This is a genomic window from Lentzea waywayandensis (genome assembly GCF_900115955.1).
GTDB classification, from domain to species: domain Bacteria; phylum Actinomycetota; class Actinomycetes; order Mycobacteriales; family Pseudonocardiaceae; genus Lentzea; species Lentzea waywayandensis.
This window is the reverse complement of the sequence record NZ_FOYL01000004.1, coordinates 404,804-429,671: the sequence shown is the minus strand read 5'-3', so window position 1 is coordinate 429,671 and position 24,868 is coordinate 404,804. Positions and strand designations below refer to the sequence as shown.

Here is a 24,868-nt window from a genome sequence, read left to right as displayed (position 1 = left end):
AGCCTGAGCACGAGGAGGGCCAAGGTGGCCAAGCGGACCGCGGTCAAGGACGCACCGAAGGACGGGATCAACCCGAAGCAGCCCTGCCCGTGCGGGTCCGGCAAGCGCTACAAGGCCTGCCACGGCGCACCCGGCGGCGCGACGGACGTCATCGTGTCCCGGCCGTTCGAGGGCCTCGCCGCCGAGTGCGAGCTGATCGCGCTGCGCGAGTTCGTGCCGTCGGCGATCGTGAAGCTGCCCGTCAAGGACGGCCGCGAGGTCACGCTCGCCACCGTGCTGCCGATGGCCGCCGCCGGCCTGATCCGCGGCGACGACGTGCCGTTCGTCGGCCTTCAGGTGCAGACGCGCTCCGGCGACATCAGCCGCGACCTGGCGCGGGCGCTGCAGTGGGCGCAGCAGGCGAAGACCGGTGACGTGCTGCCGGTCGTCGGTCCGGACAACGGCGACAACCCCGGCCGTCTGCAGGACCTGCTCGACACGGACGCCGACATCACGCCGGTGCTGCACACCGACTTCGTGTGGTGGATGCCCGAGGGCACCGAGCCGACCGGCGACGTCGCGCTGTCCCTGGAGCGGGCGAACGCGGCGATCCTGCCGACCGAGCGCCTCGACGCTCCCGGTGTGAAGGCCGCCTACTGGGTCGACGCGGGCGACAAGGCGCACCTGCGCTGGGTCCGCCCGGAGCCCGAGGAGAAGTTGCTGCCCGCGATGGCCCGCCTGGTCGCCCGCGGCGAGCTCGACCTCGGCGAGGGCTCCCGCTACGCCGGTTCGTTCCGCGCGCACGGCCTGCTCGTGCCGGTCTGGGACCTCGACCGCGAGATGCACGCCCGCGAGTGGGCCGACCCGGCCGAGGCGTTGGGCAAGCGCTTGCTGGAGGCCCTGGCCATCGACGAGCCGCTGAGCGACGCCGAGCGCCGTGCCCGTGACGGCCTGCGTGGCCGCCAGATCACCCTGCGGTAGTCCACAGGGTTGTCCACATAGTTGTGCACAGGGAGCTGTGGATAAGTGCTGCTGCACATCATCACGACGGCCGACTGGGCTGCTGCTCAGTCGGCCGGGTCGATCCCGCCCGCCGAGGGTGAGGAGTTCGTGCACTGCTCCGACCGGGGCGTCGTGCACGTGACGGCCGGCAAGTTCTTCCCCGGGCAGAGCGGGCTGCTCCTGCTCGTGGTCGACCCGAAGCTGCTGGGCGTCCCCGTCCGGTGGGAGGCGGTGGCGGATTCGCCGCTGTGGTTCCCGCACGTCTACGGGCCGATTCCGGTCGCCGCGGTGACCGAGGTGCACGAGTTCCCCAGCGAACGGGACGGTTCGTTCGTTCTGCCGGAAGCCGTTGCCGTTCTGTGATTTAGTGTGGCAACCGTCCGGCCCGCCCAGGCGTGCATCCCTCGAAGCCAGTGTGCTGCTTCGGGGGAGGGGGTGTGCCGTGACGGCGGTGCTGCAACTGGGGACAGCCGCCGAGCGCGGCGGGGGAAGAGCGGAAGCCGTGGGGGACTTCGCTGAGTTCGTCCGCATGTCCATGCCCGGACTTCTGCGCTACGGGCACGCACTGACCGGAAACCCGCACGACTCGGCCGACCTGGTGCAGGCCGTGCTGGAGAAGGTCGGTTCGCGCTGGGCCGCCGTGCAGCGCAAGGGTGACGACCCGCTCGCGTACGTCCGCAGGGCGATGGCGAACACGCACATCAGCATCTGGCGCAGACGTCGCCGGGAGAGCCTCGTGGCGGACTTCCCCGACAGCGGAGCCGTGGCTCCCGAGCTGAGCCGGCTCGAGAACGAACCGCTCTGGCAGGCACTGCGCGACCTGCCGCCACGGCAGCGCGCGGTGGTCGTGCTGCGGTACTACGAGAACCTCTCCGAGGCCGAGATCGCGGACGCGCTCGGAATCTCGTGCGGCACGGTGAAGAGTCAGAGCAGCAAGGCCATGGCGAGCCTGCGAACACGCTTGGCGAAGGAAGGAGTGACCGGTGGACGAACTGGATGATCAGCTGCGCAAGCTCTTCAGCGATGATCGGCTCGACGTGCACTCCCCACCCGTCGCCGCCGAGACCGTGGTGCGCGGTGCCGCCCGCCTTCGCCGCCGCCGTGCCGCCATCACCGGGGCGTTCGCCGTGGCCGTCCTGGTCGGTGCCGGGATCGGGCTGGCCCAGCTGGGCAAGGCCAGGTCGGACGACACGGTCAGCGCGTACCTGACGACGGCCACCCCGACCACTTCGACGACTACGCCCCAGACGTCGGTCAGCACGTTCACCTCGACGGTGATCGTGACGACGAACCCGCCGCCGAGCTCCAACGGCGGCAATCCCGACACCCCCGGCACCGGGACCAGGAGCGACCCGAAGTCGGATCCTCCACCGGCGCCGCCCACACCGGAGGCGCAGCCCGGCCGGTACGGATCGCTCTCGCTGGGGATGTCCGAGGGCGACGCGCTCGCGACCGGCTCGCTGGTCGAGCCGAGCACCCCGGCCGACCCCGAGAACAGGTGCAAGGCGTACGCGACGAAGTCGGTGCCCGACAGCAACGCCGTGATCATCTCGCCGGCGCGGGGAATCGTGCGGATCACGCTGGCGAGCTTCGCCAAGACGCCCAAGAACGTCGGCGTCGGCTCGAAGGTCACCGACGTCAAGACCGCCTATGCGAATGCCACGCAGAGCGGTTCCAACGTGGTCGTGGAAATGAACGCGACACCGGCCTGGTCGTACATCTTCGAGAGCGACGGCAGCACGGTGACCACCGTGTTCATGCGGCTGAATGCGAACGACTGCGCGGGCGTCTGACAATTCGAGCTTGTTGAAGTCCCGCCGCTCATTGGGGGTGCGGCGGGACTTCGGCGCAACCATTTCCGGATGGCGGTGCCGTGACTTTTCCGTGACGAACTACTTCGCAACCATCAGGTGATTCCGGCGTCTTATGTCGTGTCTCAAGAAAAACCTGGGGGAATCGAAATGAAAAACTCTGGCAACGTCGATTGCGCCATGGCAGTTCTCTGAGTCTCACCGAACCGCCGTGCCCGCCCCGCTGGGGGTGGGGCGGGCACGGCACCTGCGCAAGAACAATTTTCCTGGGGGAAAAGAAAATGAAGCGTTCCATTGTTCTGGTGGTCATCGCCACCGCTCTCGGTCTGTCCGCGTGCACGTCCACGCCGACGCCCGCGCCAGACGCCACCGCCACGTCCACGTCGTCCAGCACGGCGACGCCGCCGGCCGCGGTGGTCACCACAGTCGTGACGCAGACCGTGACCAACCAGCCGCCACCACCGGCCAAGCCGGTGATCGGTTCGTTCGGCTACGGCCCGCTCAAGCTCGGCATGACGCTCCAGCAGGCCCTCGACACCAAACTGATCACTCCTGACCTGGGGAGTCATCCGGACTCCGCGTGCACGAGCCACAAGATCCTCGGCACCGATCAGGGCGTGGCGATCTCCAAGAAGCTCGGCGTCGCCTCCATCACGTTCACCCCGGAGATGACGTCGGACGGCGTCGGCATCGGGGCGACCGAGGAGAAGCTGAAGGCCGAGTACACCAACCTCAGGCCGGTCGGCCCGAACTACACCTGGGCCGCCGATGCCGACAACAACCCGGCAGCGACGTTCGTCTTCGGAGTGGACAAGGAGAAGAAGACTCTCTGGGCGGCGTACCTCGCGCTCAAGGACCAGGAGTGCCACAACTAGGGCCTGTATCGAAGTCTGGTCCGCGACAGCCGGGCCCGAGGCGGCCCCTGGCGGCACGGCCGAACGACCCACATACAACACCGGTATGCGGGCCATTCGGCCGCACCACCAGGAACCACCTCAAGCGCGACTCTCATCGAACCAGACCTCGATACAGGCCCTAGTGGCGCGACCCAGAACGCCGACTGGGTGATTCACGCTCAGCAGGGCACGATGCACCCGTCTGACCGCGAATTCGCCCGGCAACGTTCTGGGCCACGCCACTGGCCGAGAAGATCTTCAGCCGGCGATGTCGAGATCCGCGTTTCGGCTCCGTCCCCGCGGTGGAAGTGACCAGGATGGGTCGCACCAGCACCGAGGGAGACACCCGAGATGGCGAAGTACCTGCTGCTCAAGCACTACCGCGGCGCCCCTGCGGCGGTGAACGACGTGCCGATGGACCAGTGGACGCAGGACGAGATCACCGCGCACGTGAAGTACATGAACGACTTCGCGGACCGGCTCAGGACCACCGGTGAGTTCGTCGACGAGCGGGCACTCGCGCAGGAGGGCACCTGGGTCCGGTACGACGGCGAGGGCCGGCCTCCGGTCACCGACGGTCCGTTCGCGGAGACGAAGGACCTCATCGCCGGCTGGATGATCATCGACACCGACAGCTACGAGCGGGCGCTCGAGCTCGCGGCGGAGCTGTCGGCGGCGCCGGGCAAGGACGGCAAGCCGATCCACGAGTGGCTGGAGATCCGCCCGTTCTACGGTCACGCGCCGACGATCACGGAGTGAGAAGTGGACGAGGCGCTGCTCAGGAGCCTCCTGCCGGCCGTGCTCGGTATCCTCGTCCGCCGCGGAGCCGACTTCGCGGCGGCCGAGGACGCCGTGCAGGACGCGCTGGTGGAGGCCGTCCGCGTGTGGCCGGACGATCCGCCGCGAGATCCGAAGGGCTGGCTCGTCACGGCGGCCTGGCGCAAGTTCCTCGACGCGACGAGGGCGGCAACGGCTCGGCGCAGGCGTGAGGACGTGATCGACGCGGAACCTGAGCAGGGCCCGGCGTCGGACACCGACGACACGTTGCAGCTCTACTTCCTGTGCGCGCACCCGTCGCTCACGCCGTCGTCGGCCGTCGCGCTCACGCTCAGGGCCGTCGGCGGCCTGACCACCCGCCAGATCGCCCAGGCCTACCTGGTGCCGGAGGCCACGATGGCCCAGCGCATCAGCCGGGCCAAGAAGACGGTCGGCGACGTGCGGTTCGACCAGCCCGGCGACGTCGCCACCGTGCTGCGCGTGCTCTACCTGGTCTTCAACGAGGGCTACTCCGGCGACATCGACCTGGCCGCCGAGGCGATCCGGCTCACGCGTCAGCTCTCGGCGGTGATCGACCACCCCGAGGTCGCGGGGCTGCTCGCGCTCATGCTCCTGCACCACGCCCGTCGCGCGTCTCGGACGGCGAGCAACGGCAGCCTGGTGCCGCTCGCCGAGCAGGACCGGAGCAGGTGGGACACGAGGTTGATCGCCGAGGGCGTCGAGATCCTGCAGGCAGCGCTCGCGCAGGACCGGCTGGGGGAGTTCCAGGCGCAGGCGGCCATCGCGGCGCTGCACGCGGACGCGCCGGTGGCCGAGGAGACCGACTGGGTCCAGATCGTCGAGTGGTACGACGAACTCCTCCAGCTCACCGACAGTCCCGTCGTCCGGCTCAACCGCGCGGTGGCCGTGGGCGAGGCCGACGGACCGCGCGCAGGGCTGAAAGCGTTGGCGGAACTGGACGACTCACTGCCCCGCTACTCGGCCGTGGCCGCATACCTCCACGAGCGCGACGGCAGTCTGCGAACGGCCGCGAAGCTCTACGTCGAAGCGGCGGAGAAAGCGTCGAACCTCGCCGAGCGGGAATACCTGACGCGGCAGGCGGCCCGTCTCAACAACTGAAAGGACCGCCTCACCCGATTAGGTGAGGCGGTCCTTTGGATCAGGCACTCAAGCGTGCGAAGAAAAAGTCAGAGCTTGCCGCCGGCCGCGGTCGGGGCGCCCGAGTCGCCACCCTCGTCGCCGACGCTTTCGCGGGTCAGGAACGTCTCCACGTAGAACATGTTGCCGTCCGCGCGGTCCATGATCGTGAGCAGCGTCTTCATCGAGGAGACCTCCTCGACCTGCTCCTTCAGGAACCACTGCATGAACTGCTCGCCGATGTAGTCGCCCTCCTCGCGGGCGGCCTTGGCCAGGCCCACGATCTGGTCGGTGACCTGCTGCTCCTGGCGCAGGGCCAGGTCGACGAGGTCACGCGGCGACTTGAACTCGTTGAACGGCGTGTCGACGCCAGGAATGGCGACCGCGATGTCGTTGTCCATGAGGAACTGCACGATCATCATCGCGTGGTTGCGCTCTTCGAGAGCCTGCTTGTAGAAGTGCGACCCGAGGCGCGGGAGGTCCTCGTTGTCGAACCACACGGCGAGCGCGATGTACTGCTGCGAAGCGGAGAACTCGTTGCCGACCTGGGCCTGCAGGAGCTCGTGGAACTTCGACTTCTTCGGGGCAATCTTCTTCACGTTCGAGGCCATGCGGAGTACGTTAACCCAAAACGGGGACGGCCGCATTCCAGGAAAAGCTAACCTTTGTTTGGAAAGGTGATCCAAACAAAGGTTAGGCATTCCTAATGATCACACCAATGGCGCGCGGTCGATCGGGCACGACATGCAGCGGGGGCCGCCGCGGCCGGAGCCCAGCTCCGAACCGGCGATCCGCAGCACCTCGACGCCCGCCTCTTCGAGGCGCTCGTTCGTCTCGACGTTGCGCTCGTACGCCACGACGAGGCCGGGAGCCACCGCGAGGGTGTTGTTGCCGTCGTCCCACTGCTCGCGCTCGGCGGTGACGATGTCGAGGCCCGTGTCGATCACGCGCAGTCGTTCGATGCCCATCGCCTCGGCCGCCGCCTCCAGGAACGGCACGGGACCGTCCACGCGCACGCCACCGTCGCCGTCGGCGCGCAACGGGTAGGCCGTCAGCGTGTGGCGGATCGCCGGGTACATCACCACGGCGTCGCGGTCGACCATCGTGCAGACGGTGTCGAGGTGCATGGTGGCGCGTTCCTGCTCGATCGGCACCGCCAGCACCGTGTGCGCGAGGCCGTCCGCGAGAGCGGAGCGGGCGAACGACTCCGCGCCCGCCGGGGTGGTGCGCTCGCCGACGCCGATGGCGATCACGCCCGGCGCGAGCAGCAGCACGTCGCCACCTTCCAGCGGCGCCGAGTGCGCGCCGTACGCGCGGCCCGTGCGGCGGAACCGCGGGTGGTAGGCGTAGATCAGGTCGGTCAGCGTCGTCTCGCGGTCGCGGGCGGGCAGCGCGAGCGACGTGATGGCCACGCGGTCGCCGACCCAGACCGACGAGTCGCGGGTGAAGAGCAGGTTCGGCAGCGGGTCGACGGCGAAGTCGATCGGCAGGTGCATCTTGCGCACCAGCGACGCGCCCTCGGCGGCCGGCATCTCCTCGAACGTCATGCCGGTCATCAGCACCTGCGCGAGCTGCGGCGCGTCGAGCGACGTGAGGTGGCTGCGCAGCGCGTCGGCCAGGTCGATGCCCAGGCGGCGCTCGTTGACGGCGCTGTGGATGCCCGCGATGCGCGCCCGGTTGTCCTCCAGGGCCTGCACCAGCACGTCGGCCAGCAGCAGGACCTCGACGCCCTTCGAGGTCAGCGTCGCGGCGAACGCGTCGTGCTCCTCCTGGGCCCTGCCGACCCACGGCACGCCGTCGAACAGCAGCTGGTCGTTGTTGCGCGGGGTGAGCCTCTTGAGCTCGTTGCCCGGCCGGTGCAGCAGCACCGTGCGCAACGGGCCGACCTCGCTGTCCACGCGGGGCGCGGCGTCCGGAAGTGCTTCGGTCTCAGCGATCGTGTGCGCAGTCACCGGACGAGCGTAACCCTGAACAGCACAAATCGCCGCCGGAGAGCTGAAAATCGCAACGAATGGCGGTAAATTATGGAATCTACCGTGGAATCGTTACGGCAACCAGCTCACTTTGCCGCGCAACATTGTGTAGCCGATGAACGCGACGACGTCGAGGATGGTGTGGGCGATGACCAACGGCCACAACCGTTTGGTCCGCTGCCAGTAGAAGCCGAACACCAGGCCCATGACCACGTTGCCGACGAACCCGCCGAAGCCCTGGTAGAGGTGGTAGGAACCGCGCAGCACGGCCGCCGCGAACAGCGCCGTGTACTGCCGCCAGCCGAGCTGCTGCAGCCGCGTGATCAGGTACCCGACGACGAGCACCTCCTCCGCCCACGCGTTGCCGGCGGCCGCGAGGATCAGCGCCACGCTCATCCACCACTGGTTGTCCAAAGTGGACGGCTGGACGGCGAGGTTCAGCCCGAGCGCCCAGGCGGCGAAGTAGAGCCCCAAACCGGGAATGCCGATGATCGCGGCGAGTCCCAGCGCGCCGAGCGAGTCTGCGAGCTTGCGGGTGCCGTCGAGACCGATGACGCGCAGCTTGATTCCCGTGCGCCACAACAGGTACAGCCCGATGCCGCCCCACGCGGCGAGCTGGAGCACGCCGAGCAGCTGCGCCACGAGGTCCAGCAGGTCCGCGCGCGCCTGCGGGACGTTGATCGCGACGGACTGCTGGTTGAGCGGCGTCGGCTGGAGCAGGCTGTCGATCAGCCGCACGAGGCTGCGCAGCCCGGACAGCCCGAGCGTCATGCTGAAGACGATCAGCAGTTCGAGCTGGTAACCGCGCTTCTCTTCGGCGGGAATCAAGGTCACCAGCGAGACGCTACCTCTGGGACAGGAACGGGCAGCCCATCAACCGCCTCAGTTCGGCGGCGAGTTCCTGTGGAGTGCTGACCGGCTTGGAGAACGCGATCCGCACGTCGTGGTCGTCGCACTCCGCCTCGACCCGCAGCCGCAGCCCGAACCGGTCGAGCCCGAGCGGCCGGACGTTGCCGGCGCGCAGCTCCTCCGGCAGATGGCGGGCGAGCTGGTCGACGACGTCGCTGTGCGCGGCCTCCAGGTGCCGCAGCCAGTTGTCCTCGTTGCCGCAGAACGGATCCGGCGCCGCGCTCGTGAACTGCTCCGGCCTGATCGACGACGTGCCCTCGGCGTCCGCGATCACCATCGACGCGGGTGTGAGCCGCAGCACCGAGGCGCCGTGACCCGCGTCGAGCAACCGGTGGTCCGGGCGCACGTCGGCGACCGCGAGGATCTCGTCGCGCGCCTCCTTGCCGTCCAGCGCGGTGACCCACCCCGTGAGCCACAGCAGGCCGCGGACGGGTTCGCGCAACGGCACCGGCGCATGGTCGGCGATCTCCAGCATCGCCGTCACCTCGGCCCGCGGGGTCTGCCACAACTGCCCGACCAGCGGGTGTTCGTCGGGCAGCAACAGGATCGTGGAGCCGCACGGGTGCACGTGGTGGAACAACGGGCTGGTGCGGGAACCGGACTGAGGAAGCAGTGCGGCGGAGCCGTGCCGGGCCGCGATCGTGCGGGCGCGCTCTGCGGCGTGCGGCGCCGGCGGGCGCTTGGTCTGGGTGTCGGTCACCGCTGCACCTCCTCGAAGGTTAGGCAAGCCTAACTTAGCTCGGCTCGTCATGGGAAGCGTCACCTGTACGGTGGACGGGTGGTCGTGCCCAACAAGCCGTCCACCGAGGTGACGGCACTCGACGATCGGTGGACCCGGCACTGTGTCGACCGGGCGAGCCGCCGTGCACTGATGTGGACTGTGGTTGCCGGTGCGGCCTTCGCGCTCCAGTTCGTCCTGGTGCTCGTGTGGTCCTGGTCCTCACCGGTGGCGCTGGTGTTGTTGTTCTTCGCCGCGGCCGTTCTCTGGACGGTCACGCGACGACGCCCGGTGCGTTTGCCGGAAGGGGAGCCGTGGATCTTCGCGCAGGCCCAGTGGGAGGGCGGCCGGTTGGTGGTGCTGGGGTCACCACCGCTGTTGCTGACCGTGAGAGTGGGTCCGTTGCTGCGCGGACGGATCGCCCGGCACCGCCGCGTGTGGTTCGTGCCGCCGGACGCCGCGGGGAACACCGTTGTGACATTCAGGGGAGTTCCGCGGCTCATCACCGCCCGCGTGTTTCGATGATCATCTAGATGGCTATGTCTATGGGCGTGCACGTGACCACGGCGTGGAGCGACACCTGCCTCGCGCGGGCAGACCGGCGCGCGGTCGGTCACATCTTCTTCGCCCTCGCGGTGCTCGGCGTCGTGCTCGTGATCGGCTGGATCTGGCTCACCGTGCTGTCCGTGCCGGTGGTGCTCGAACTGGCCGCGCCCGGCCTGCGGCACTTCCTGACACGGCGCGGAACCCTCGCCCTGATCGAGAAGTTCCCGTGGCGTCCGGTGTCGGTGAACTTCGTGGCGGGGCGGCGCATCGGACGCTCCGCCTACCTGCGGGTCGAGGACTCGGAGAAGAACCTGCGGCTGCCGGAGCTTCCCGAACGGGCGCGGGTGCTGGTGCGGCACACCGGACGGGTGTGGATCGCCGGTCCGGACGAACGCGGACGCGTCGTCGTGATGACACGCGGCCTTGCGTTCGTCACACGTGGCCGGGTCATCGACCGCTAACGGCCCGTCGCGATGCCCTCGGCCTCGGCCCACTGGGTGAGGTCGTCCTTGCGCAGCGCGGCCGCCATCAGCTCGGGGAACTTGTCCGGCGTGCAGGCGAACGCGGGCGCGCCCAGGGCGTGCAGCTTCGCGGCCAGCTCGTGGTCGTAGGCGGGCGTGCCGGAATCGCTGAGCGCCAGCAGGTTCACGACCGTGACGCCGCTCGCGACCAGTTCGCGGACCCGGCGCTGCAACTCGGTCTCCGACCCGCCCTCGTAGAGGTCGCTGATGATCACGATCACCGTGTCGGTGGGCCTGCGGACCTGGGTCTGCGCGTAGGCGACCGCGCGGTTGATGTCCGTGCCGCCGCCGAGCTGGGCGCTGAACAGCAGGTCGACCGGGTCGCTGAGCTGCTCGGTCAGGTCGGCGACCTCGGTGTCGAAGACGACGAGCTTCGTCGAGATCGACCGGATGCTCGCGAGCGCCGAACCCAGAACCGCCGCGTGCACCAGGGATTCCGCCATCGAACCGGACTGGTCGACGAGCAGGATCACGTCCCGCATCGCCGCGGTCCGGCTGCGCCGGCGGTGGCCGATCAGTTCCTCGACGATCACGGTCTTGTGCCGCGGCTGGTAGTTCTTGAGGTTCGCCTTGATCGTCGTCGCCCAGTCGACGTCCTGCAGCTGCGGCCTTCTGGTGCGCCGCGACCTGTCGACCGCGCCCCGGACGGCCTCGACGAGCCGATCCTGCAGACGCTTCTCGATGTCCTCGACCACCTTGCGCACCACGGCTTTCGCGGTGTCGCGGGTGCGGGCGGGGATGGCGCGGGAGAGTTGCAGCAGGGTGCTGACGAGGTTCACGTCCGGCTCGACCGACTGAAGCAGTTCGGGTTCGAGCAGCAGCTGTTTGAGACCCAGCTTCTCGACCGCGTCCCGTTGCATCACCTGCACGACGGAGGTGGGGAAGTACTTGCGGACGTCGCCGAGCCAGCGGTGCAGCTGCGGGGAGCTGGCGCCGAGGCCCGCGCCCCTGTCGCCGCCACCGCCGTAGAGACCTGTGAGCGCGCCATCACGCCGTTGGTCGTCCTCGCCCAGCTCGGACACGTCCTCCGCGCTCGGGCCCAGGAGCAACCGCCAGCGCCGTAGCCGCTCTTCGGTCATTTGAGTGCTGCCGCCACTTCTTCGGCCGCGCGCACGACGTGCGGTCCGACGACGTCCGCGTCGAGCTTTTCCAGTGCCACCACGCCGACCGACGCCCTGAGGCCGGGCACTCCGCGCACCGGGGCCGCGACGCCGAAAGCGTTCGGCTGGAGCTCGCCCGCGGAGACGACCCAGATCTCGCTGGGCGTGGAGATCGCCCGGCCGGCCGCCCCGCGGTGCACCGGGTGGCGGGAACCCACCCGGTACGCCACGTGGAAAGCGGTCCACGACGGTTCCACGACTGCGACGGCCTGGGCCTCGGTGCCGTCCGCGACGGTGAGGTGCGCGGTGGCGCCGACCTTCTCGGCAAGTTCGCGCAGCGCCGGGTTGGCCGCCATGCGCAGCTGGGGGAGGACGTTGGAGGCGAGGCGCAGCACGCCGAGGCCGAGCCGGACCTTCGAGCCCTCCCGGCGCACGAGACCGCGCGCCTGGAGTGGCACGAGAAGCCGGTACACGGCCGCTCTGGACGCGCCGATGGCCGTGGCGAGCTCCGAGATCGACGGTGCCTCGGACTCCGCCTCAGCGACCGCCTGGAGCAGCGCCAGACCCCTTTCCAGGGTCAGCGAGCTCTCCTTCGTCGCTCCGACCATCACGCACTCCGAACTGTTCCCACCACCTCGGCGAGACCGACCACGGAGCCGCCCTCACCGGGAGCGGTGGCGGTCAGCCTGACCGTGTCGCCGTCCTCCAGGAAGGACCTCGTGGAGCCGTCGTCGAGCTTGAACGGTTCCTTGCCGCCCCAGCTCAGTTCGAGGAAAGAACCGCGCTCGTTCTTCTCCGGTCCCGAGACCGTGCCGGAGGCGAACAGATCACCTGGGCGCACCGTAGCCCCGTTGACCGTCATGTGCGCCAGCTGTTGCACAAATGACCACGACATCTCCCGGAACGGAGGCCGCGCGACGATGGTGTCGTTCAGCTCCACCGTGATGGTGATGTCCAGGCCCCACGGCTGGTCGCACGTCAGGTAGTCGTGCAGCTTGTTCGGCAGCGGCGGCGTCGGGACGCGTGCAACTGAGAACGCTTCCAGCGGCGTGATCCACGCGCCGATCGACGTGGCGAACGACTTGGCGAGGAACGGGCCGAGCGGCTGGTACTCCCAGGCCTGGATGTCGCGCGCCGACCAGTCGTTGACCAGCGCGACGCCGAAGACGTGCTCGGCGGCCCTGCTGGTGGACACGGTGGCCGCCTGCGGCCCGCCGCAGACGAAGCCGATCTCGGCCTCGATGTCGAGACGCTCGGAGGGACCGAACTTCGGGCCCTCGCTGCCGCGCTTCTGGCCGTTCGGGCGGACGATCTCGGTGCCGGAGACGTACACCGTGCCGGCGCGGCCGTGGTAGCCGATCGGTAGGTGCGTCCAGTTCGGCGTGAGCGCGTCACCGTCGGGCCGGAACATCTTGCCGACGTTCTCGGCGTGGTGCCTGCTCGAGTAGAAGTCCACGTAGTCGCCGACGGTGAACGGCAGCTTCGCGGTCTCGATCCCGACGAGCTCCGCGCCCTTGGGGGCGGAGCTGGCCGTGACGATCTCCCGCAGCTTGGCGCGCAGCACGCTCCAGACCGGGCGTCCGGCCCTGAGCAGCGGGTCCAGCGAGTCGCCCTGGACGAACTCGCTGCACTTGCCCAGCGCGAGGCTCTTCAGGAGCAACGCGCGGTCGCCGACGCGGACGGCCACGCCCCCGTCGACGACGCCATAGGGCAGGGTCTGCGGTCCGAACGGCTGGTCCTCGGTGAAGTTCGGGTCGCTGATCCAGCTCACAGAAGTCCAAGCCCCTCAAGGTCGGCGACGGGTTCGGCCAGCGAGCACGAGCCGTAGCTCGCGAACACGCCGCGGACGGCGTGCGCCGCCTGGTCGCTGAGCGCCTTGGCCTCGGCGGTGAGCGCCTCGGCGTCGGTGCTCGCGAGCGCCTCGCGGACGTCGCGGCCGCTCAGGGAGCGCGCGGTGGCCACGAGGAGGTTCAGGAAGCCGTGGTGGGTGAAGCCCTGCTCGTCGGTGTAGCGGACGGCCTTGTGCAGGCCCGCCGTCGCCTTGAACGCGACGCCACCGCCGCTCACGACGCTCAGGAAGTCCGCGACCTCCTCGACCTTCGGGAAGTTCTCCTGGCTCAGGCCGCCACAACGCAGCTTGGGCCAGCTGCCGTGCTCGATGACCCGGCGGACGCCGTCGAGCCATTCGGCACCGCCGCGGCGGGGTTCCACCACGCGGATGACGTCCTCGGGCACGAACTCGGACACGCGCTCGAGCCACACCTCGTCCACATCGGACGGTGCGGGCATCTCGACCATGCGCAGTGCCAGGAGCTCGCTTCGGCTCTCGACGATCGAGACGGCCTTCGGCACGCCGCCGAGGCCGGTGTCGATCACGAGGCTCAGTGCTATCGGTTTGGCCGGCTTGACCTTGATCAGTTCGGTGATCAGCTCGGCGAGACGGGAGGCAGGACAGAGGAAGAGGCCCATGACGCCAGCCCACTCGCCGACGCGTCCGTCGAGGTGACCGCGCACCGCGTCGGGCATCGACGCGTTCCCCGGAGGGAACAACGCGGCATCGTCCACAAGCCTCGCGAGCAGGGGCGGAGTACCGCGCGGACCGGGCGCACGGAGTTCGACAGCGCTTGACACGGCTGACACGCTAGCCGTGTACCGCCAACTGAACAAAGATGTCCGATAGTCGAACGCCTTGGAAGGACCCGGAGAGCACTCATGGCCTACTACCGCCAGGTGGGAGAGATCCCCCGAAAGCGCCACACCCAGTTCCGCAAACCGGACGGTGGGCTCTACGCGGAAGAGCTCATGGGGGTCGAGGGGTTCTCGGCCGATTCGGCGCTGCTCTACCACCGGTACCTGCCCACGGCGATCGTGAACGCGGAGACGGTGAAGGACGAGCGCGGGGGTGCCGCGCCGAACCTGCCACTGAAGCCCCGCCACTTCAAGACCACGGACCTGACCTGGGCTTCTGATGACGTGGACGCCGTCACCGGGCGCCGGAAGCTGTTCGGGAACCCGGACGTGACCATTGGTTTCGTGGTCGCTTCCGCGCCTTCTCCGTTGTACCGCAACGCTTTCGGTGACGAGCTGCTGTACGTGCAGGGCGGTTCTGGCGTCATCGAGACGATCTACGGAGCTATCGAGGTCGGCGACGGCGACTACGTCGTGATCCCGACTTCGTGCACCTACCGGGTCGTGCCCTCGTCGCCGATGTCGTTGCTCGTGCTGGAGGCGACCGGGCACATCGGACCGCCCAAGCGGTACCTGTCGAAGGCCGGCCAGTTCCTGGAGCACTCGCCGTACTGCGAGCGGGACATCCGCGGGCCCTCCGAGCCGTTGCTCGTCGAGGGCACCGATGTCGACGTGCTCGTGCGGCACCGTGCGGGACTCACGAAGTTCACCTACGCGAACCACCCGTTCGACGTCGTCGGCTGGGACGGCCACCTGTACCCGTGGGCGTTCAACATCCGCGACTTCGAGCCGATCACCGGCCGCGTGCACCAGCCGCCGCCCGTGCACCAGACGTTCGAGGGCCCGAACTTCGTCGTGTGCTCGTTCTGCCCGCGCAAGGTCGACTACCACCCGCTGGCCGTGCCGGTGCCGTACAACCACGCGAACGTCGACTCGGACGAGCTGATGTTCTACGTCGGCGGCAACTACGAGGCGCGCAAGGGCTCGGGCATCGGCATCGGTTCGATGTCGCTGCACCCGTCCGGATGCACGCACGGCCCGCAGCCCGGCGCCGTCGAGGCCTCGCTGGGACTGGACTACTTCGACGAGACCGCGGTCATGGTGGACACGTTCCGCCCCTTGGAGTTGGGCGAGGCCGCGGAGGCCTGTGAGGACCCGGCCTACGCGTGGACGTGGGCCCGTCGCGGTCCGGCCTGATTTTCTGTCGGGGGTCCTCGCTACTTTGGTTCCTGTGAGGACACGAGCCGTTCCGATGCGCTGGCAGGGCCTGGGCAAGGCCCTGCCGGTGCTGTGGGGCCTCTACACGGGCTCCGGCTCCCTGCCGTACCGCGTGTGCGTCGACCTGGCAGCGGGCTCGGCCAAGTGCACCTGCCCGTCCCGCAAGTTCCCCTGCAAGCACGCCGTGAGCCTGCAGGAACTCGACATCCCGGACGCGTTGCCGCCCGACTGGGTGGAGGAGTGGACCCAGCGGCGTGCGGCCCGTGAGCTCGACTCCTCACCCGAGGCCGTGGCCCGCCGTTCGCGTGCCCGCGAGAAGACGGCGGCGAACCGCGCGTCCGCGATGTCCTCGGGCATCGACGGCCTGCGCGACTGGCTCCTCGACGTCGCCTCGGCCGGCATCGCCTCCCTGCCTGGCCGCCCGGCCTCGTGGTGGCAGGCGTTCACCGCCCGCATGATCGACGCCCAGGTCCCCGGCGTAGCGGCCGCGGTGGCCGAGATCCAGGAGATCGTCGCGCGCTCGGGCCCCCGCTGGACCGCCGACGTGGCCGACCGTCTGGGCGGCCTGCACCTGCTGTGCTTCGTGCAGCCACGCACCCGTCTGGGCGTCACCGTGCCCGAGGAGACGGTGAAGGCCTCTCCGGGAATCTCCGACCGCTGGGTAGCCCTGCTGCGCCTGGAAACAGACGACGGCCGGGTCCGCACCATCCGCCAGTGGTGCTGGGGCCGCCAGACGGGCCGCTGGGCGGTGGCAATCCGCCACTCCGCCGTCGGAGCCCCCGTACCGCTGCTGCCCCACGGCCTGGAGTCCACGGCCCTGGTCCACCCGTACCCCGCCTCGGACCGAGTGGCCCTGGGCGAGTTGGAAGGTTCCCGAGCCCCCGACCCGGTCCCGGCGCCCGTGTCGTGGCGCGCGTCCTTGGCGTCGCTGGAACCGATGCTGATGGCCGACCCGTGGCAACGCCTGTTCCCGCTCGGCTGCGCCACCGTCCGCCTGCACGGCGCCTCTTTGGTCGACGCCTCCGGCCAGGCGTTGCCGGTCCGCGACGACACGGGCCTGGACATGGCTCTGGCACTGACCGGCGGCACGCCGTTCGACGCCTGGGGCCTCTGGGACGGCCACGCGCTCCGCCTGGGAGCGATCGCGGTGGACGGCGCCCTGGAGGTGGTCGCGTGACCATCGCACCCCGGCAGGCTGTTCGTTCTCGCGAGGCTCTGGTCGTGCCGCTCGTTCGTTCCCGCCGGGCTTCGGTCGTGCCGCCCGTGCGTTCACGGGAGGCTTGGGTCGTGCTGCCCGTGCGTTCACGGCAGGCTTGGGTCGTGCTGCCCGTGCGTTCACGGCAGGCTTGGGTCGTGCCGCCCCTGTGTTCACGGCAGGCTTCGGTCGTGCTGCCCGCGCCTCCACAGCAGGCTTCAGCCCTGCCCTCCGCGCGTCCGCACCACGCCCCACCCGCACACCCCCACAGCACCACGAAGGCGGCGGCGTGAAGGCCGAGTGGTCCCAGACCGTCCAAGACCTCCTCATCGGCACCACGAGAGGCGGCGGCGACCCGGCAGCCCTGCTGTCCGACTGCGCCGCCCTGGGCGTGGCCGCGTTCGGCGCCACCCTCCCGCAGGAGGCCACCGCCGACCCGTTGCCGCTGGCCCCGCCCGAGTCCGCCGCCCTCCCCAGACCGGCCGTCCGAGCGGTCCTGGACGCGATCATGAGCGTCGACGACGAGGTCCTGCTCACCGAGTGGTGTGCCCTGGCCAAGGCCAACAACGTCGTGGCCGAGCACCGCATGCTTCCCGCCCTGCTCGCCCTCGGCACCGCCCGCCCCGGGCTCAGAGCGGCGGTGGTCGAGGTCCTGGGCACGCGCGGCCGCTGGCTCGCCGGCACCCGCCCCGGCTGGTCCTGGGCGAGTGGCGCCGCACCGCTCGTGGACGAGGTCCCGCTCCAGGAGATCCTCGACCTTCCCAGCGCCCAACGGGTCCGTGCCCTGCGCCGCAAGCGCAAGGCCGACCCGCGAGCGGTCGGCGCGTTCATCGCGGAGGAGTTCGAGGCCTCCCGCCGCTCGGCCGACCGCCAGGTGCTCATCAGCGCCCTCGAGACCGGCCTGGGCCCGCAGGACGAAGAGCTGCTGGAAGCCGCCCTCGACGACAAGGCGGCCGCCGTCCACGACGAGGCCCTCCACCTGCTTCGCAAGCTGCCGGCCTCGCGACTCGCCGCCCGCGCGGCACGTCGCCTGCGCCGCGGCCTCCGGCTGACCCCGGATGGGCTCGACGTCCGGCCGGACGAGCTCTGGACCGGGCAGCCCGACGCCGAAGAACAGCGCGACCTCATGCGTGACGGTTCCGAGAAGGGGGTGGCGGGGCGGATCCGGGCCGCGGCCGCGAGTGTTCCGCCGTCGTACTGGACCACGACTCTCAAGGCCGACGACGCCAAGGCCGCCGGCATGCTCAGACGGGGTCCGTGGGCCGCCGCGCTGCTCAGAGGTGTCGCCGACCAGCTCGCCGCGGCACGGGATCCGCGTCCCTGGGCCGTTGCCGCCGCCGAGACGCTGACCGGCATGGAGCAGCTCGAGATGCTCGCGGCGTTGCCCGCCGAGGTCGCCGAGCAGGCGGTCGTCGCCGTGTCGAAGAACTGGCACTACGACCTCCTCGACCACGCGTGCGCCCAGCTCCCGGCGCCGTGGTCGCCCGAGACCACCCGCGCGCTCCTGCACCGCTATGCCGCTCTGCCCGACCCGCGCTGGCGGGCGGGACGGCCGCCGGCCGTGCTGCTGGCGCGGGGCAACGCGGACCTGCTCGGCGCCAGCTGGGAGGCTCTGACTCGTCGCTGGCCGGAGAACTCCCTGGAACTGGAGGTTCTCCGCCTCCGCATCCGACTGCGTGAATCGTTCGCACCCGCACCGCCTCAGGAGGCCCAGTGACCGCCGTGCTCAGGCCGACGGCCGAACAGCAGTACGCCGCCGAGCTGGAAGCCGTCGCGGCCCAGGACGACCGGCAGCGGCCGCCCAACTGGCGGCTGTCCCCGCAGGCCGTGGTCACCTACGTCCTGGGCGGCACGCTGCCCGACGGCACCGTGATCTCGCCGAAGTACGTGGGTGCGCGCAGGTTGGTCGAGGTCGCGGTGGGCACGCTGGTCACGGACCGGGCGTTGCTGCTCGTCGGTGTGCCGGGCACGGCGAAGTCGTGGCTGTCCGAGCACCTCGCGGCGGCGATCAGCGGCGACTCGACGCTGGTGGTCCAGGGAACGGCCGGCACGAGCGAGGACCAGGTCCGCTACGGCTGGAACTACGCCCGCCTGATCGCCGAGGGCCCGAGCGAGAACGCCATCGTGCCGAGCCCGGTCATGCGCGGCATGCAGCTGGGCACGGTCGTCCGGGTCGAAGAGCTGACCCGCATGCCGTCCGAGGTGCAGGACTCGTTCATCACGGTGCTGAGCGAGAAGTCGCTGCCGGTGCCGGAGCTCAACACGCAGATCCAGGCCGTGCCGGGCTTCACGGTCATCGCGACGGCCAACGACCGCGACCGGGGCGTCAACCAGATGTCGTCGGCGCTCGCGCGGCGCTTCAACACCGTCGTGCTGCCGCCGCCCGCGACCGAGGACGCCGAGGTCGAGATCGTCCTCACCAGGTCCCAGCAGCTCGGCAAGGCGCTCCAGCTGCCCGCCGAACCGCCCGCGCTGGACGAGGTGCGCCGCGTCGTGCGGATCTTCCGCGAGCTGCGCAACGGATCCACTGTGGACGGTCGCACGCAGCTGAAGAAGCCGAGCGGCAGCCTGTCCACGGCGGAGGCGATCTCGGTCATCGCGAACGGCATGGCGCTCGCCGGCCACTTCGGCGACGGCACGCTGGGCGCGGACGAGCTCGCCAGCGGCCTGATCGGGTCCGTGATCAAGGACCGCGTGTCGGACGCGACGGTCTGGCAGGAGTACCTGGAGACGGTGCTGAAGGAACGCGCCGAGTGGCGCGACCTCTACCGGGCCTGCCTGGACGTCAGCGGTGACTGACCCAGTCCTGCTGGGCATCCGGCACCACGGTCCCGGCTCGGCCAGGATGGTCAAGCGAGCGCTGGAACAGACGCGCCCGGCGCTCATCCTGATCGAAGGGCCACCCGAGGCGGACGCGCTCCTCGAACACGTTCACGCCCTCACCCCGCCGGTCGCGATTCTGCTGCACGACGAGACGGAACCCGAGAACGCCGCCTTCTGGCCGTTCGCGGAGTTCTCCCCGGAGTGGCAGGCCCTCCTCTACGCGGCCGAGAACAACACCACCGCACGCTTCTTCGACCTGCCCGCGGCGGCGTCGATCGGCGACGACGGTCCGAGCGGCAACGTCGACCCCATCGGCCTGCTCGCGCAGGCAGCGGGCTTCGACGACCCGGAACGCTGGTGGGAGGACGTGGTTGAGCACAGCGCGTCGGACCCGCTCGACCTCGCGGACGCCATCGCCGAGGCCATGGTCGCCGTGCGCAAGGAGTTCGAAGACGAAGTAGGCGAACGCACTCTGCGCCGAGAAGCGTTCATGCGTCAGACGATCCGCAAGGCGCGCAAGGACACAGACGGCTCGATAGTCGTCGTCTGCGGCGCGTGGCACGTCCCGGCGCTGCTCACCAAGCCGACCGTCGCCGCCGACACCGCACTGCTCAAAGGCCTGCGCCGCCGCAAGATCTCCGGCACCTGGGTCCCGTGGAGCCACGGCCAGCTGGCCGCCGAGTCGGGCTACGGCGCTGGAGTCGACTCCCCGGGCTGGTACGCGCACCTCTGGCAGCATCAGGCCGACGTGGTCCCGCGCTGGTTCGCCAAGGCCGCGGCCGTGCTCCGCGCGGAAGACCTCCCGGCCTCGACCGCGAGCGCGGTGGAAGCCGTCCGGCTGGCGGAAACCCTTGCCGCACTGCGTGATCGCCCTTCGGCCGGTCTGAGCGAGGTGAACGAGGCGGCGCTGGCGGTCCTCTGCGGCGGCGACGAGGTCCCGCTCCAGCTGGTCCACCGCAAGCTCGTCGTCGGCGAACGCCTCGGCGAGGTGGGCGAAGCCGTTCCGCGCTCACCTCTGGCCGCGGATCTCCAGCGCCTGCAACGCAAACTCCGCCTCCCCGCGGACGTCCAGCCCAAGCAGCTCAAGCTGGACCTCCGCAAGGACACCGACCGCGAGCGCTCGAAACTCCTGCAACGTCTGGAAGTCCTCGGCGTCCCGTGGGGCAAGCCGGACCGCTCCAACTCGCTCGGCACCTTCGCCGAGGTGTGGCAACTGCGCTGGGACCCGATCTTCGCGGTGTCCGTGGCCGTTGCCGCCCGCCACGGCACCACCGTCCACACGGCAGCGGAGAACGTCCTCACCCAGGCCGCCAAGGACGCCAAACGGGTGGCCGACGCCGCCGCGACCCTCACCAGGTCCGTGGGCTGCGAGCTCCCGGCGGCCGTGGCCGAGGCGCGCAACGCCCTGGACCGCTGCGCCGCCATGGCCACCGACGCCCTCGAACTGCTCGCCGCCCTCCCGGACCTGGCCAGGACGGTCCGCTACGGATCGGTCCGGGGCACCGATCCGGAACTCCTGCGCGTGGCCCTGCACGGCCTCCTCACCCGAGGAGCCGTCGGCCTCCCGCTCGCCTGCCGCAACGTCGACGACGAAACAGCGGAACACGCCCTCCAGGTGGTGGACGGCGCCCACGAGGCCACCCGCCTGGCCGCCGACGACGAACACCAGAAGACCTGGTGGCGAGCCCTGCACGCCCTGGTCAAAGCAGAGGCCCACGGCCTCCCGACGGGCAGAGCCACCCGCCTGCTCTGGGAAGCGGGAGAACTGACGAGCGACGACGTGGCAGCCCGCCTGCACCGGAACGTCGCCAGCGCCTTCGTGGCCGGCTTCCTCCGCGGCTCGGCCACGCTACTGGCCGCCGACCCGCGCCTCTTCGGCCTCATCGACGAATGGCTCAGCGGCCTGCGCGGGGAGGCGTTCGACGACGCCCTCCCGCTGCTCCGCCGGGCCATCACCGACTTCACGCCCGCCGAGCGCCGCCTGCTCGGCGAACGCGTCGTCGCGGGCGAGACACCTCAACCGGCCTCCGACGACGAGTGGGACCTGGAGATAGCCGAACGCCTGGCCGCGCACGTCCGCGGCCTCATGGCCGGAGTTTCACGATCATCGGATCCGCCGATCCCAGAGCCGTGACCACACCGGACGAAGACCGCCTCACGAAGCCGGACGAAGACGGCCTCACCCCGCCTGACGAGAGCCGCCTCGACGAGTCCCAGGAACTCATCGACGACGCCAAGAAGATCGCCCGCGAGCTGCGCGAAGAGGTCCCGGACACGACTCCGGAGCCTCCTCGTGAGGAAAGCTCCCCAGCCGGCTAGACCGACCAGGGCGGCGTGATCGTCTGCCCGTTCGCCAGCGTGCCCTGGATGCCCACCGACGTGGCCACCAGCACCCGCGCCGGCCCGCCGGTCAGCGCCAGCTCGGTGTTCGGCGGCACCACGATCGCGTCGCCGACGCCGGCGGTCTGCCCCTGGATCGTCACCGTCCCGGACAGCACGTAGAACACCTCCTCCTTCGACGCCCGGTGAGGCGTCCCGTCGCCGCCTTCCGGCACGTCGACGGTCCACAGCGCGATCTCCGAACTGCCGCGCGACGGCACGGCCAGCGACCTGAACTCGAACCCGCCGAACTCGTGCAGCTCCGCGGAATCCCCCGTGACCAGCAAGACAACCTCCAAAGTAGTCAACCAAGTTGTCTAACCTTAGAATAAGGTCAACCAGGTTGTCTACCTAAAACGGGGAAGCAAGATGGAACCGGTGCCGATGCTGCTGGCGATGACGTACCGCGCCATGGGCGACCAGTTCCACGACCGCCTGAGGCAGATCGGCCTCGAACCGCTCAGGCCCGCCCACGGTTACGTCTTCCGGTTCCTCAAGGAGAGGCGCGCGACGACCGTCGACATCGGACAGCACCTCGGCGTTACGAAGCAGGCGGCCGCGAAGATCGTCAACGAGCTCGACGAGTGGGGTTACGTCCTGAGGGAGCCGCACCCGACGGACAAGCGCGCCCAGTACGTCACGCTGACCACGAAGGGCCGCGACTACCTGAAGTTCGCGGACAACCTGTGGTCGGACCTCGAAGGCGAGATGGCCGAGGCGATCGGTGAAGACACCGTCGCCACCATCAAGCAGGGCCTCACCGCGTATCTGCGGCACGTCCACGGCGAGGACCAGCCAGGCCTGCGACCGGTCTGGTAGCGCCTAGAACACCTGCGTCAACGCGATCACGCCGAACACCGCGAAGATCACCCCAGCCACCCGCTGGATCCAGTGGGTCGGCAACCGCCCGGCGAGCTTGCGTCCCACCAGCACGGCCAGTCCGGCCACGGTGACCAACGCCAGCCAGGCGCCCAGGCCGACGGCCAGCGGTGCGCCGTAGCGGGCGGTGATGCCGGCGGTCGCGAGCTGGGAGGCGTCGCCCCACTCGGCCGCGAACAGCACGCCGAACGACGTCAGGGCCGCGCGCCAGAACGGCACGACGGTCTGCGTCCCGGCCTCGTCGGCGGACTCGGAGTCCCGCGAGAAGCCCTCCTTGAGGAGCATGAACGCGCCGATGCCGAACAGCAGGGCCACGACTCCGGCCACCAGCCGATCGGGGAGCAGGGTGATGACCGAACCGAACGCGGCGGCCACCACGCTCTGCACGGCGAAGGCCGCGACGACGCCGACGAAGACCGGCCAGGCGCGGTAGCGCGTGGTCAGCACCAGGGTCGCGACCATGGTCTTGTCCGGGAGCTCGACGAGGAACACCACCGCGAAGGCGGTGATGAACGCGAGCAGTGATGTGGCCACGAGGTTCCTCCACGTCCGAATACGAACCCGGACGGAGGCGCAACAGACCCCGACCGGGTGTGCTGCAACCCGGCCGGAGGTCTCGTTCGCCCGACAAAGGCATCGGGTGTGGGACCGGATCCACTCGAAGGCGGATCAGTATGTCGATCACCACGCCACCGGCAACGTACTCCGGCGGGAACTACTCCCCTCTGGCGAAATCATCGTAACCGACGCATGTCACCCGAAAGGCGTGACTTCCCGCACGGGACCTTGGTCCCGAGCATGGACGGGACCGTCGTACCTGATAGCCGCCATGATCGGCACATACGCTCGTCGACGTGGACGTACTCGAACTCGCGCGGTGGCAGTTCGGCATCACCACCGTCTATCACTTCCTGATGGTGCCGCTGACGATCGGCCTGTCGCTGCTGGTGGCAGCGATGCAGACCGCGTGGGTGCGCACGGGCAACGAGCGCTACTACAAGATGACGAAGTTCTGGGGGAAGCTCCTCCTGATCAACTTCGCCATGGGTGTCGTGACGGGCATCGTGCAGGAGTTCCAGTTCGGCATGGCCTGGAGCGCCTACTCGCGGTTCGTCGGTGACGTGTTCGGTGCTCCGCTCGCGATGGAGGGCCTCGTCGCCTTCTTCGTCGAGTCGACGTTCCTCGGTCTGTGGATCTTCGGCTGGGACAAGCTGCCGAAGAAGGTCCACCTCGCCTGCGCCTGGGCGTTCAGCCTCGCGACGATGGCCAGCGCGTACTTCATCCTCGCCGCCAACTCGTGGATGCAGCACCCCGTCGGCATCGTGCTGGACGAGGGGCGTCCGCGCCTCACCTCGATCTGGGCCGTGCTGACGAACAACACGACGCTGGCCGCCTTCCCGCACACCATCGCCGGCGCGTTCGCGGTCGCCGCGACGTTCCTCGTCGGCATCGGCGCCTGGCACCTGTGGAAGAAGTCGGACGAGACCGGCGTCTGGCGCAGCTCGCTCAAGCTCGGCACCTGGGTGGGTGTCGTGGCGTTCGCGGTCCTCGCGATCAGCGGCGACGTCCAGGGCAAGCTGATGTTCCAGCAGCAGCCGATGAAGATGGCTGCCGCGGAAGCCCTGTGCCACACCGAGGAACCCGCCGCGTTCTCGATCTTCGCGATCGGCGACGTCACCAGGCCCGACTGCGAGAACGTCAAGAGCATCACGGTGCCCGCACTGCTGAGCTTCTTGGCGCACAACGACTTCAGCAGCGAGGTCAAGGGCATCCAGGACCTCGTCCCGATGTACCAGGAGAAGTACGGCACCAACTACCCGGTCGACGAGCGACTCGGCGAGCTCAGCGGTAAGCCGATCGACTACGTGCCCGCGCTTCCCGTGACCTACTGGGGTTTCCGTCTGATGATCGGGTTCGGCGCGATCTCGGCCGGACTGGGCCTCGTGATGCTGTGGCTCACGCGGGGCGGTCGCGTTCCGCGGGGGAGGTGGTTCCCGATCACCGCACTCGCCGGCATCGCGACGCCGTTCCTCGCCAACAGCTTCGGCTGGATCTTCACCGAGATGGGGCGGCAGCCGTTCGTGGTGGTGCCCAACCCGTCCGGTGTGGACGGTGTCTGGATGTTCACCGCCCAGGCGGTCTCGGCGTCGACGCCCGGCGAGATCCTCACCTCGCTGATCGCGCTCACGGCGGTGTACGGCGCGCTGGCCTGTGTCGAGGTCTACCTCATCCGCAAGTACGTCCGCGGTGGCGTCGCCGGGGTCATGCCCGGGAAAACCGACGACGGCGCGCTGGCGTTCGCGTACTAGGGGAGAAG

General features: G+C 69.6%; 28 protein-coding genes. 18 read left to right on the top strand and 10 right to left on the bottom strand.

Annotation, left to right across the window (positions count from 1 at the left end; translation table 11 throughout):
- The first annotated feature begins 24 nt into the window (after positions 1-24).
- The 7 genes from BM417_RS17755 to BM417_RS17725 all read left to right on the top strand — a co-directional run bounded on the left by BM417_RS17755 (position 25) and on the right by BM417_RS17725 (position 5,584).
- On the top strand, positions 25-960 hold the full coding sequence (locus tag BM417_RS17755; RefSeq protein ID WP_093594865.1) for a DUF5926 family protein: 936 nt from the start codon (positions 25-27) through the stop codon (positions 958-960).
- A gap of 45 nt (positions 961-1,005) precedes the next feature.
- Positions 1,006-1,344 carry a DUF952 domain-containing protein gene (locus BM417_RS17750; RefSeq protein ID WP_093594862.1) on the top strand — a complete coding sequence of 113 codons (339 nt, stop codon included), beginning with the start codon at positions 1,006-1,008 and terminating at the stop codon, positions 1,342-1,344.
- Between the two features lie 88 nt (positions 1,345-1,432).
- On the top strand, positions 1,433-1,981 hold the full coding sequence (locus BM417_RS17745; RefSeq protein WP_281251335.1) for a SigE family RNA polymerase sigma factor: 549 nt from the start codon (positions 1,433-1,435) through the stop codon (positions 1,979-1,981).
- Positions 1,965-2,774, top strand: a complete 810-nt coding sequence (locus tag BM417_RS17740; protein ID WP_093594859.1) for a hypothetical protein — start codon at positions 1,965-1,967, stop codon at positions 2,772-2,774. The genes BM417_RS17745 and BM417_RS17740 overlap by 17 nt, the downstream gene beginning before the upstream one ends.
- Positions 2,775-3,073: 299 nt before the next feature.
- Positions 3,074-3,667 carry a hypothetical protein gene (locus BM417_RS17735; RefSeq protein WP_093594856.1) on the top strand — a complete coding sequence of 198 codons (594 nt, stop codon included), beginning with the start codon at positions 3,074-3,076 and terminating at the stop codon, positions 3,665-3,667.
- A 372-nt stretch (positions 3,668-4,039) separates the two neighbouring features.
- The gene (locus tag BM417_RS17730) at positions 4,040-4,447 is read left to right on the top strand and encodes a YciI family protein (protein WP_093594853.1); all 408 of its coding nucleotides are present in this window, start codon (positions 4,040-4,042) and stop codon (positions 4,445-4,447) included.
- A 3-nt stretch (positions 4,448-4,450) separates the two neighbouring features.
- Positions 4,451-5,584: an RNA polymerase sigma factor gene (locus BM417_RS17725; protein ID WP_093594850.1), complete on the top strand. Its 1,134-nt coding sequence runs from the start codon at positions 4,451-4,453 to the stop codon at positions 5,582-5,584.
- A gap of 68 nt (positions 5,585-5,652) precedes the next feature.
- On the opposite strand, the gene BM417_RS17720 is transcribed toward BM417_RS17725, so the two are convergent.
- The 4 genes from BM417_RS17720 to BM417_RS17705 form a co-directional block, all read right to left on the bottom strand.
- The gene (locus tag BM417_RS17720; RefSeq protein ID WP_093594847.1) at positions 5,653-6,213 is read right to left on the bottom strand and encodes a ferritin; all 561 of its coding nucleotides are present in this window, start codon (positions 6,211-6,213) and stop codon (positions 5,653-5,655) included.
- A gap of 99 nt (positions 6,214-6,312) precedes the next feature.
- Positions 6,313-7,500 carry an arginine deiminase gene (locus BM417_RS17715; protein WP_093596145.1) on the bottom strand — a complete coding sequence of 396 codons (1,188 nt, stop codon included), beginning with the start codon at positions 7,498-7,500 and terminating at the stop codon, positions 6,313-6,315.
- 147 nt (positions 7,501-7,647) lie between these two features.
- On the bottom strand, positions 7,648-8,346 hold the full coding sequence (locus BM417_RS17710; protein ID WP_093596142.1) for a CPBP family intramembrane glutamic endopeptidase: 699 nt from the start codon (positions 8,344-8,346) through the stop codon (positions 7,648-7,650).
- 73 nt (positions 8,347-8,419) lie between these two features.
- Entirely contained in the window at positions 8,420-9,184 is a 765-nt protein-coding gene (locus BM417_RS17705) for a DUF2470 domain-containing protein (protein ID WP_245821975.1), read from the bottom strand.
- 78 nt (positions 9,185-9,262) lie between these two features.
- Here BM417_RS17705 and BM417_RS17700 point away from each other — a divergent pair, with 78 nt between their 5' ends.
- The gene (locus BM417_RS17700) at positions 9,263-9,727 is read left to right on the top strand and encodes a hypothetical protein (RefSeq protein ID WP_245821974.1); all 465 of its coding nucleotides are present in this window, start codon (positions 9,263-9,265) and stop codon (positions 9,725-9,727) included.
- A gap of 8 nt (positions 9,728-9,735) precedes the next feature.
- Positions 9,736-10,209, top strand: a complete 474-nt coding sequence (locus BM417_RS17695) for a hypothetical protein (RefSeq protein WP_143138692.1) — start codon at positions 9,736-9,738, stop codon at positions 10,207-10,209.
- Here the strand turns inward: BM417_RS17695 and BM417_RS17690 are convergent.
- From BM417_RS17690 to BM417_RS17675, 4 genes are read right to left on the bottom strand one after another with little or no spacing between them, the layout of a single operon-like run.
- Complete coding sequence (locus tag BM417_RS17690; protein WP_093594838.1) at positions 10,206-11,348, bottom strand: VWA domain-containing protein; 1,143 nt, start codon at positions 11,346-11,348, stop codon at positions 10,206-10,208. The genes BM417_RS17695 and BM417_RS17690 overlap by 4 nt on opposite strands.
- The gene (locus tag BM417_RS17685) at positions 11,345-11,977 is read right to left on the bottom strand and encodes an IclR family transcriptional regulator (RefSeq protein WP_093596136.1); all 633 of its coding nucleotides are present in this window, start codon (positions 11,975-11,977) and stop codon (positions 11,345-11,347) included. The genes BM417_RS17690 and BM417_RS17685 overlap by 4 nt, the downstream gene beginning before the upstream one ends.
- Positions 11,977-13,140 carry a fumarylacetoacetate hydrolase family protein gene (locus tag BM417_RS17680; RefSeq protein ID WP_093594834.1) on the bottom strand — a complete coding sequence of 388 codons (1,164 nt, stop codon included), beginning with the start codon at positions 13,138-13,140 and terminating at the stop codon, positions 11,977-11,979. Before BM417_RS17680 ends, BM417_RS17685 begins: the two co-directional genes overlap by 1 nt.
- Positions 13,137-14,000 carry a hypothetical protein gene (locus tag BM417_RS17675; RefSeq protein WP_093594831.1) on the bottom strand — a complete coding sequence of 288 codons (864 nt, stop codon included), beginning with the start codon at positions 13,998-14,000 and terminating at the stop codon, positions 13,137-13,139. Before BM417_RS17675 ends, BM417_RS17680 begins: the two co-directional genes overlap by 4 nt.
- Positions 14,001-14,081: 81 nt before the next feature.
- Between BM417_RS17675 and BM417_RS17670 the strand changes: the two genes are divergently transcribed.
- The 7 genes from BM417_RS17670 to BM417_RS17645 are packed head-to-tail and all read left to right on the top strand — an operon-like array spanning position 14,082 to position 21,612.
- A complete protein-coding gene (locus BM417_RS17670; protein ID WP_093594828.1) occupies positions 14,082-15,254 on the top strand; it encodes a homogentisate 1,2-dioxygenase in 1,173 nt (390 codons plus the stop codon).
- A 34-nt stretch (positions 15,255-15,288) separates the two neighbouring features.
- The gene (locus BM417_RS17665; RefSeq protein ID WP_143138691.1) at positions 15,289-16,452 is read left to right on the top strand and encodes an SWIM zinc finger family protein; all 1,164 of its coding nucleotides are present in this window, start codon (positions 15,289-15,291) and stop codon (positions 16,450-16,452) included.
- Entirely contained in the window at positions 16,449-16,763 is a 315-nt protein-coding gene (locus tag BM417_RS46835; RefSeq protein WP_143138690.1) for a hypothetical protein, read from the top strand. Before BM417_RS17665 ends, BM417_RS46835 begins: the two co-directional genes overlap by 4 nt.
- Positions 16,760-18,187, top strand: coding sequence for a DUF5691 domain-containing protein (locus tag BM417_RS17660; RefSeq protein ID WP_093594822.1), 1,428 nt, complete (start codon positions 16,760-16,762; stop codon positions 18,185-18,187). Before BM417_RS46835 ends, BM417_RS17660 begins: the two co-directional genes overlap by 4 nt.
- On the top strand, positions 18,184-19,269 hold the full coding sequence (locus BM417_RS17655) for an ATP-binding protein (RefSeq protein ID WP_218164497.1): 1,086 nt from the start codon (positions 18,184-18,186) through the stop codon (positions 19,267-19,269). The genes BM417_RS17660 and BM417_RS17655 overlap by 4 nt, the downstream gene beginning before the upstream one ends.
- The gene (locus BM417_RS17650) at positions 19,262-21,427 is read left to right on the top strand and encodes a DUF5682 family protein (RefSeq protein WP_218164496.1); all 2,166 of its coding nucleotides are present in this window, start codon (positions 19,262-19,264) and stop codon (positions 21,425-21,427) included. Before BM417_RS17655 ends, BM417_RS17650 begins: the two co-directional genes overlap by 8 nt.
- The gene (locus BM417_RS17645) at positions 21,424-21,612 is read left to right on the top strand and encodes a hypothetical protein (RefSeq protein ID WP_093594816.1); all 189 of its coding nucleotides are present in this window, start codon (positions 21,424-21,426) and stop codon (positions 21,610-21,612) included. The genes BM417_RS17650 and BM417_RS17645 overlap by 4 nt, the downstream gene beginning before the upstream one ends.
- On the opposite strand, the gene BM417_RS17640 is transcribed toward BM417_RS17645, so the two are convergent.
- Entirely contained in the window at positions 21,609-21,959 is a 351-nt protein-coding gene (locus tag BM417_RS17640; RefSeq protein ID WP_093596131.1) for a cupin domain-containing protein, read from the bottom strand. The genes BM417_RS17645 and BM417_RS17640 overlap by 4 nt on opposite strands.
- 82 nt (positions 21,960-22,041) lie before the next feature.
- On the opposite strand from BM417_RS17640, the gene BM417_RS17635 reads away from it, so the two are divergent.
- A complete protein-coding gene (locus BM417_RS17635) occupies positions 22,042-22,491 on the top strand; it encodes a MarR family winged helix-turn-helix transcriptional regulator (protein ID WP_093594813.1) in 450 nt (149 codons plus the stop codon).
- 3 nt (positions 22,492-22,494) lie between these two features.
- Here the strand turns inward: BM417_RS17635 and BM417_RS17630 are convergent, their stop codons facing one another.
- A complete protein-coding gene (locus tag BM417_RS17630; RefSeq protein WP_093596128.1) occupies positions 22,495-23,073 on the bottom strand; it encodes a TMEM165/GDT1 family protein in 579 nt (192 codons plus the stop codon).
- Between the two features lie 332 nt (positions 23,074-23,405).
- On the opposite strand from BM417_RS17630, the gene BM417_RS17625 reads away from it, so the two are divergent.
- Positions 23,406-24,860, top strand: a complete 1,455-nt coding sequence (locus BM417_RS17625) for a cytochrome ubiquinol oxidase subunit I (RefSeq protein ID WP_093594810.1) — start codon at positions 23,406-23,408, stop codon at positions 24,858-24,860.
- The last annotated feature ends 8 nt before the right edge of the window (positions 24,861-24,868 follow it).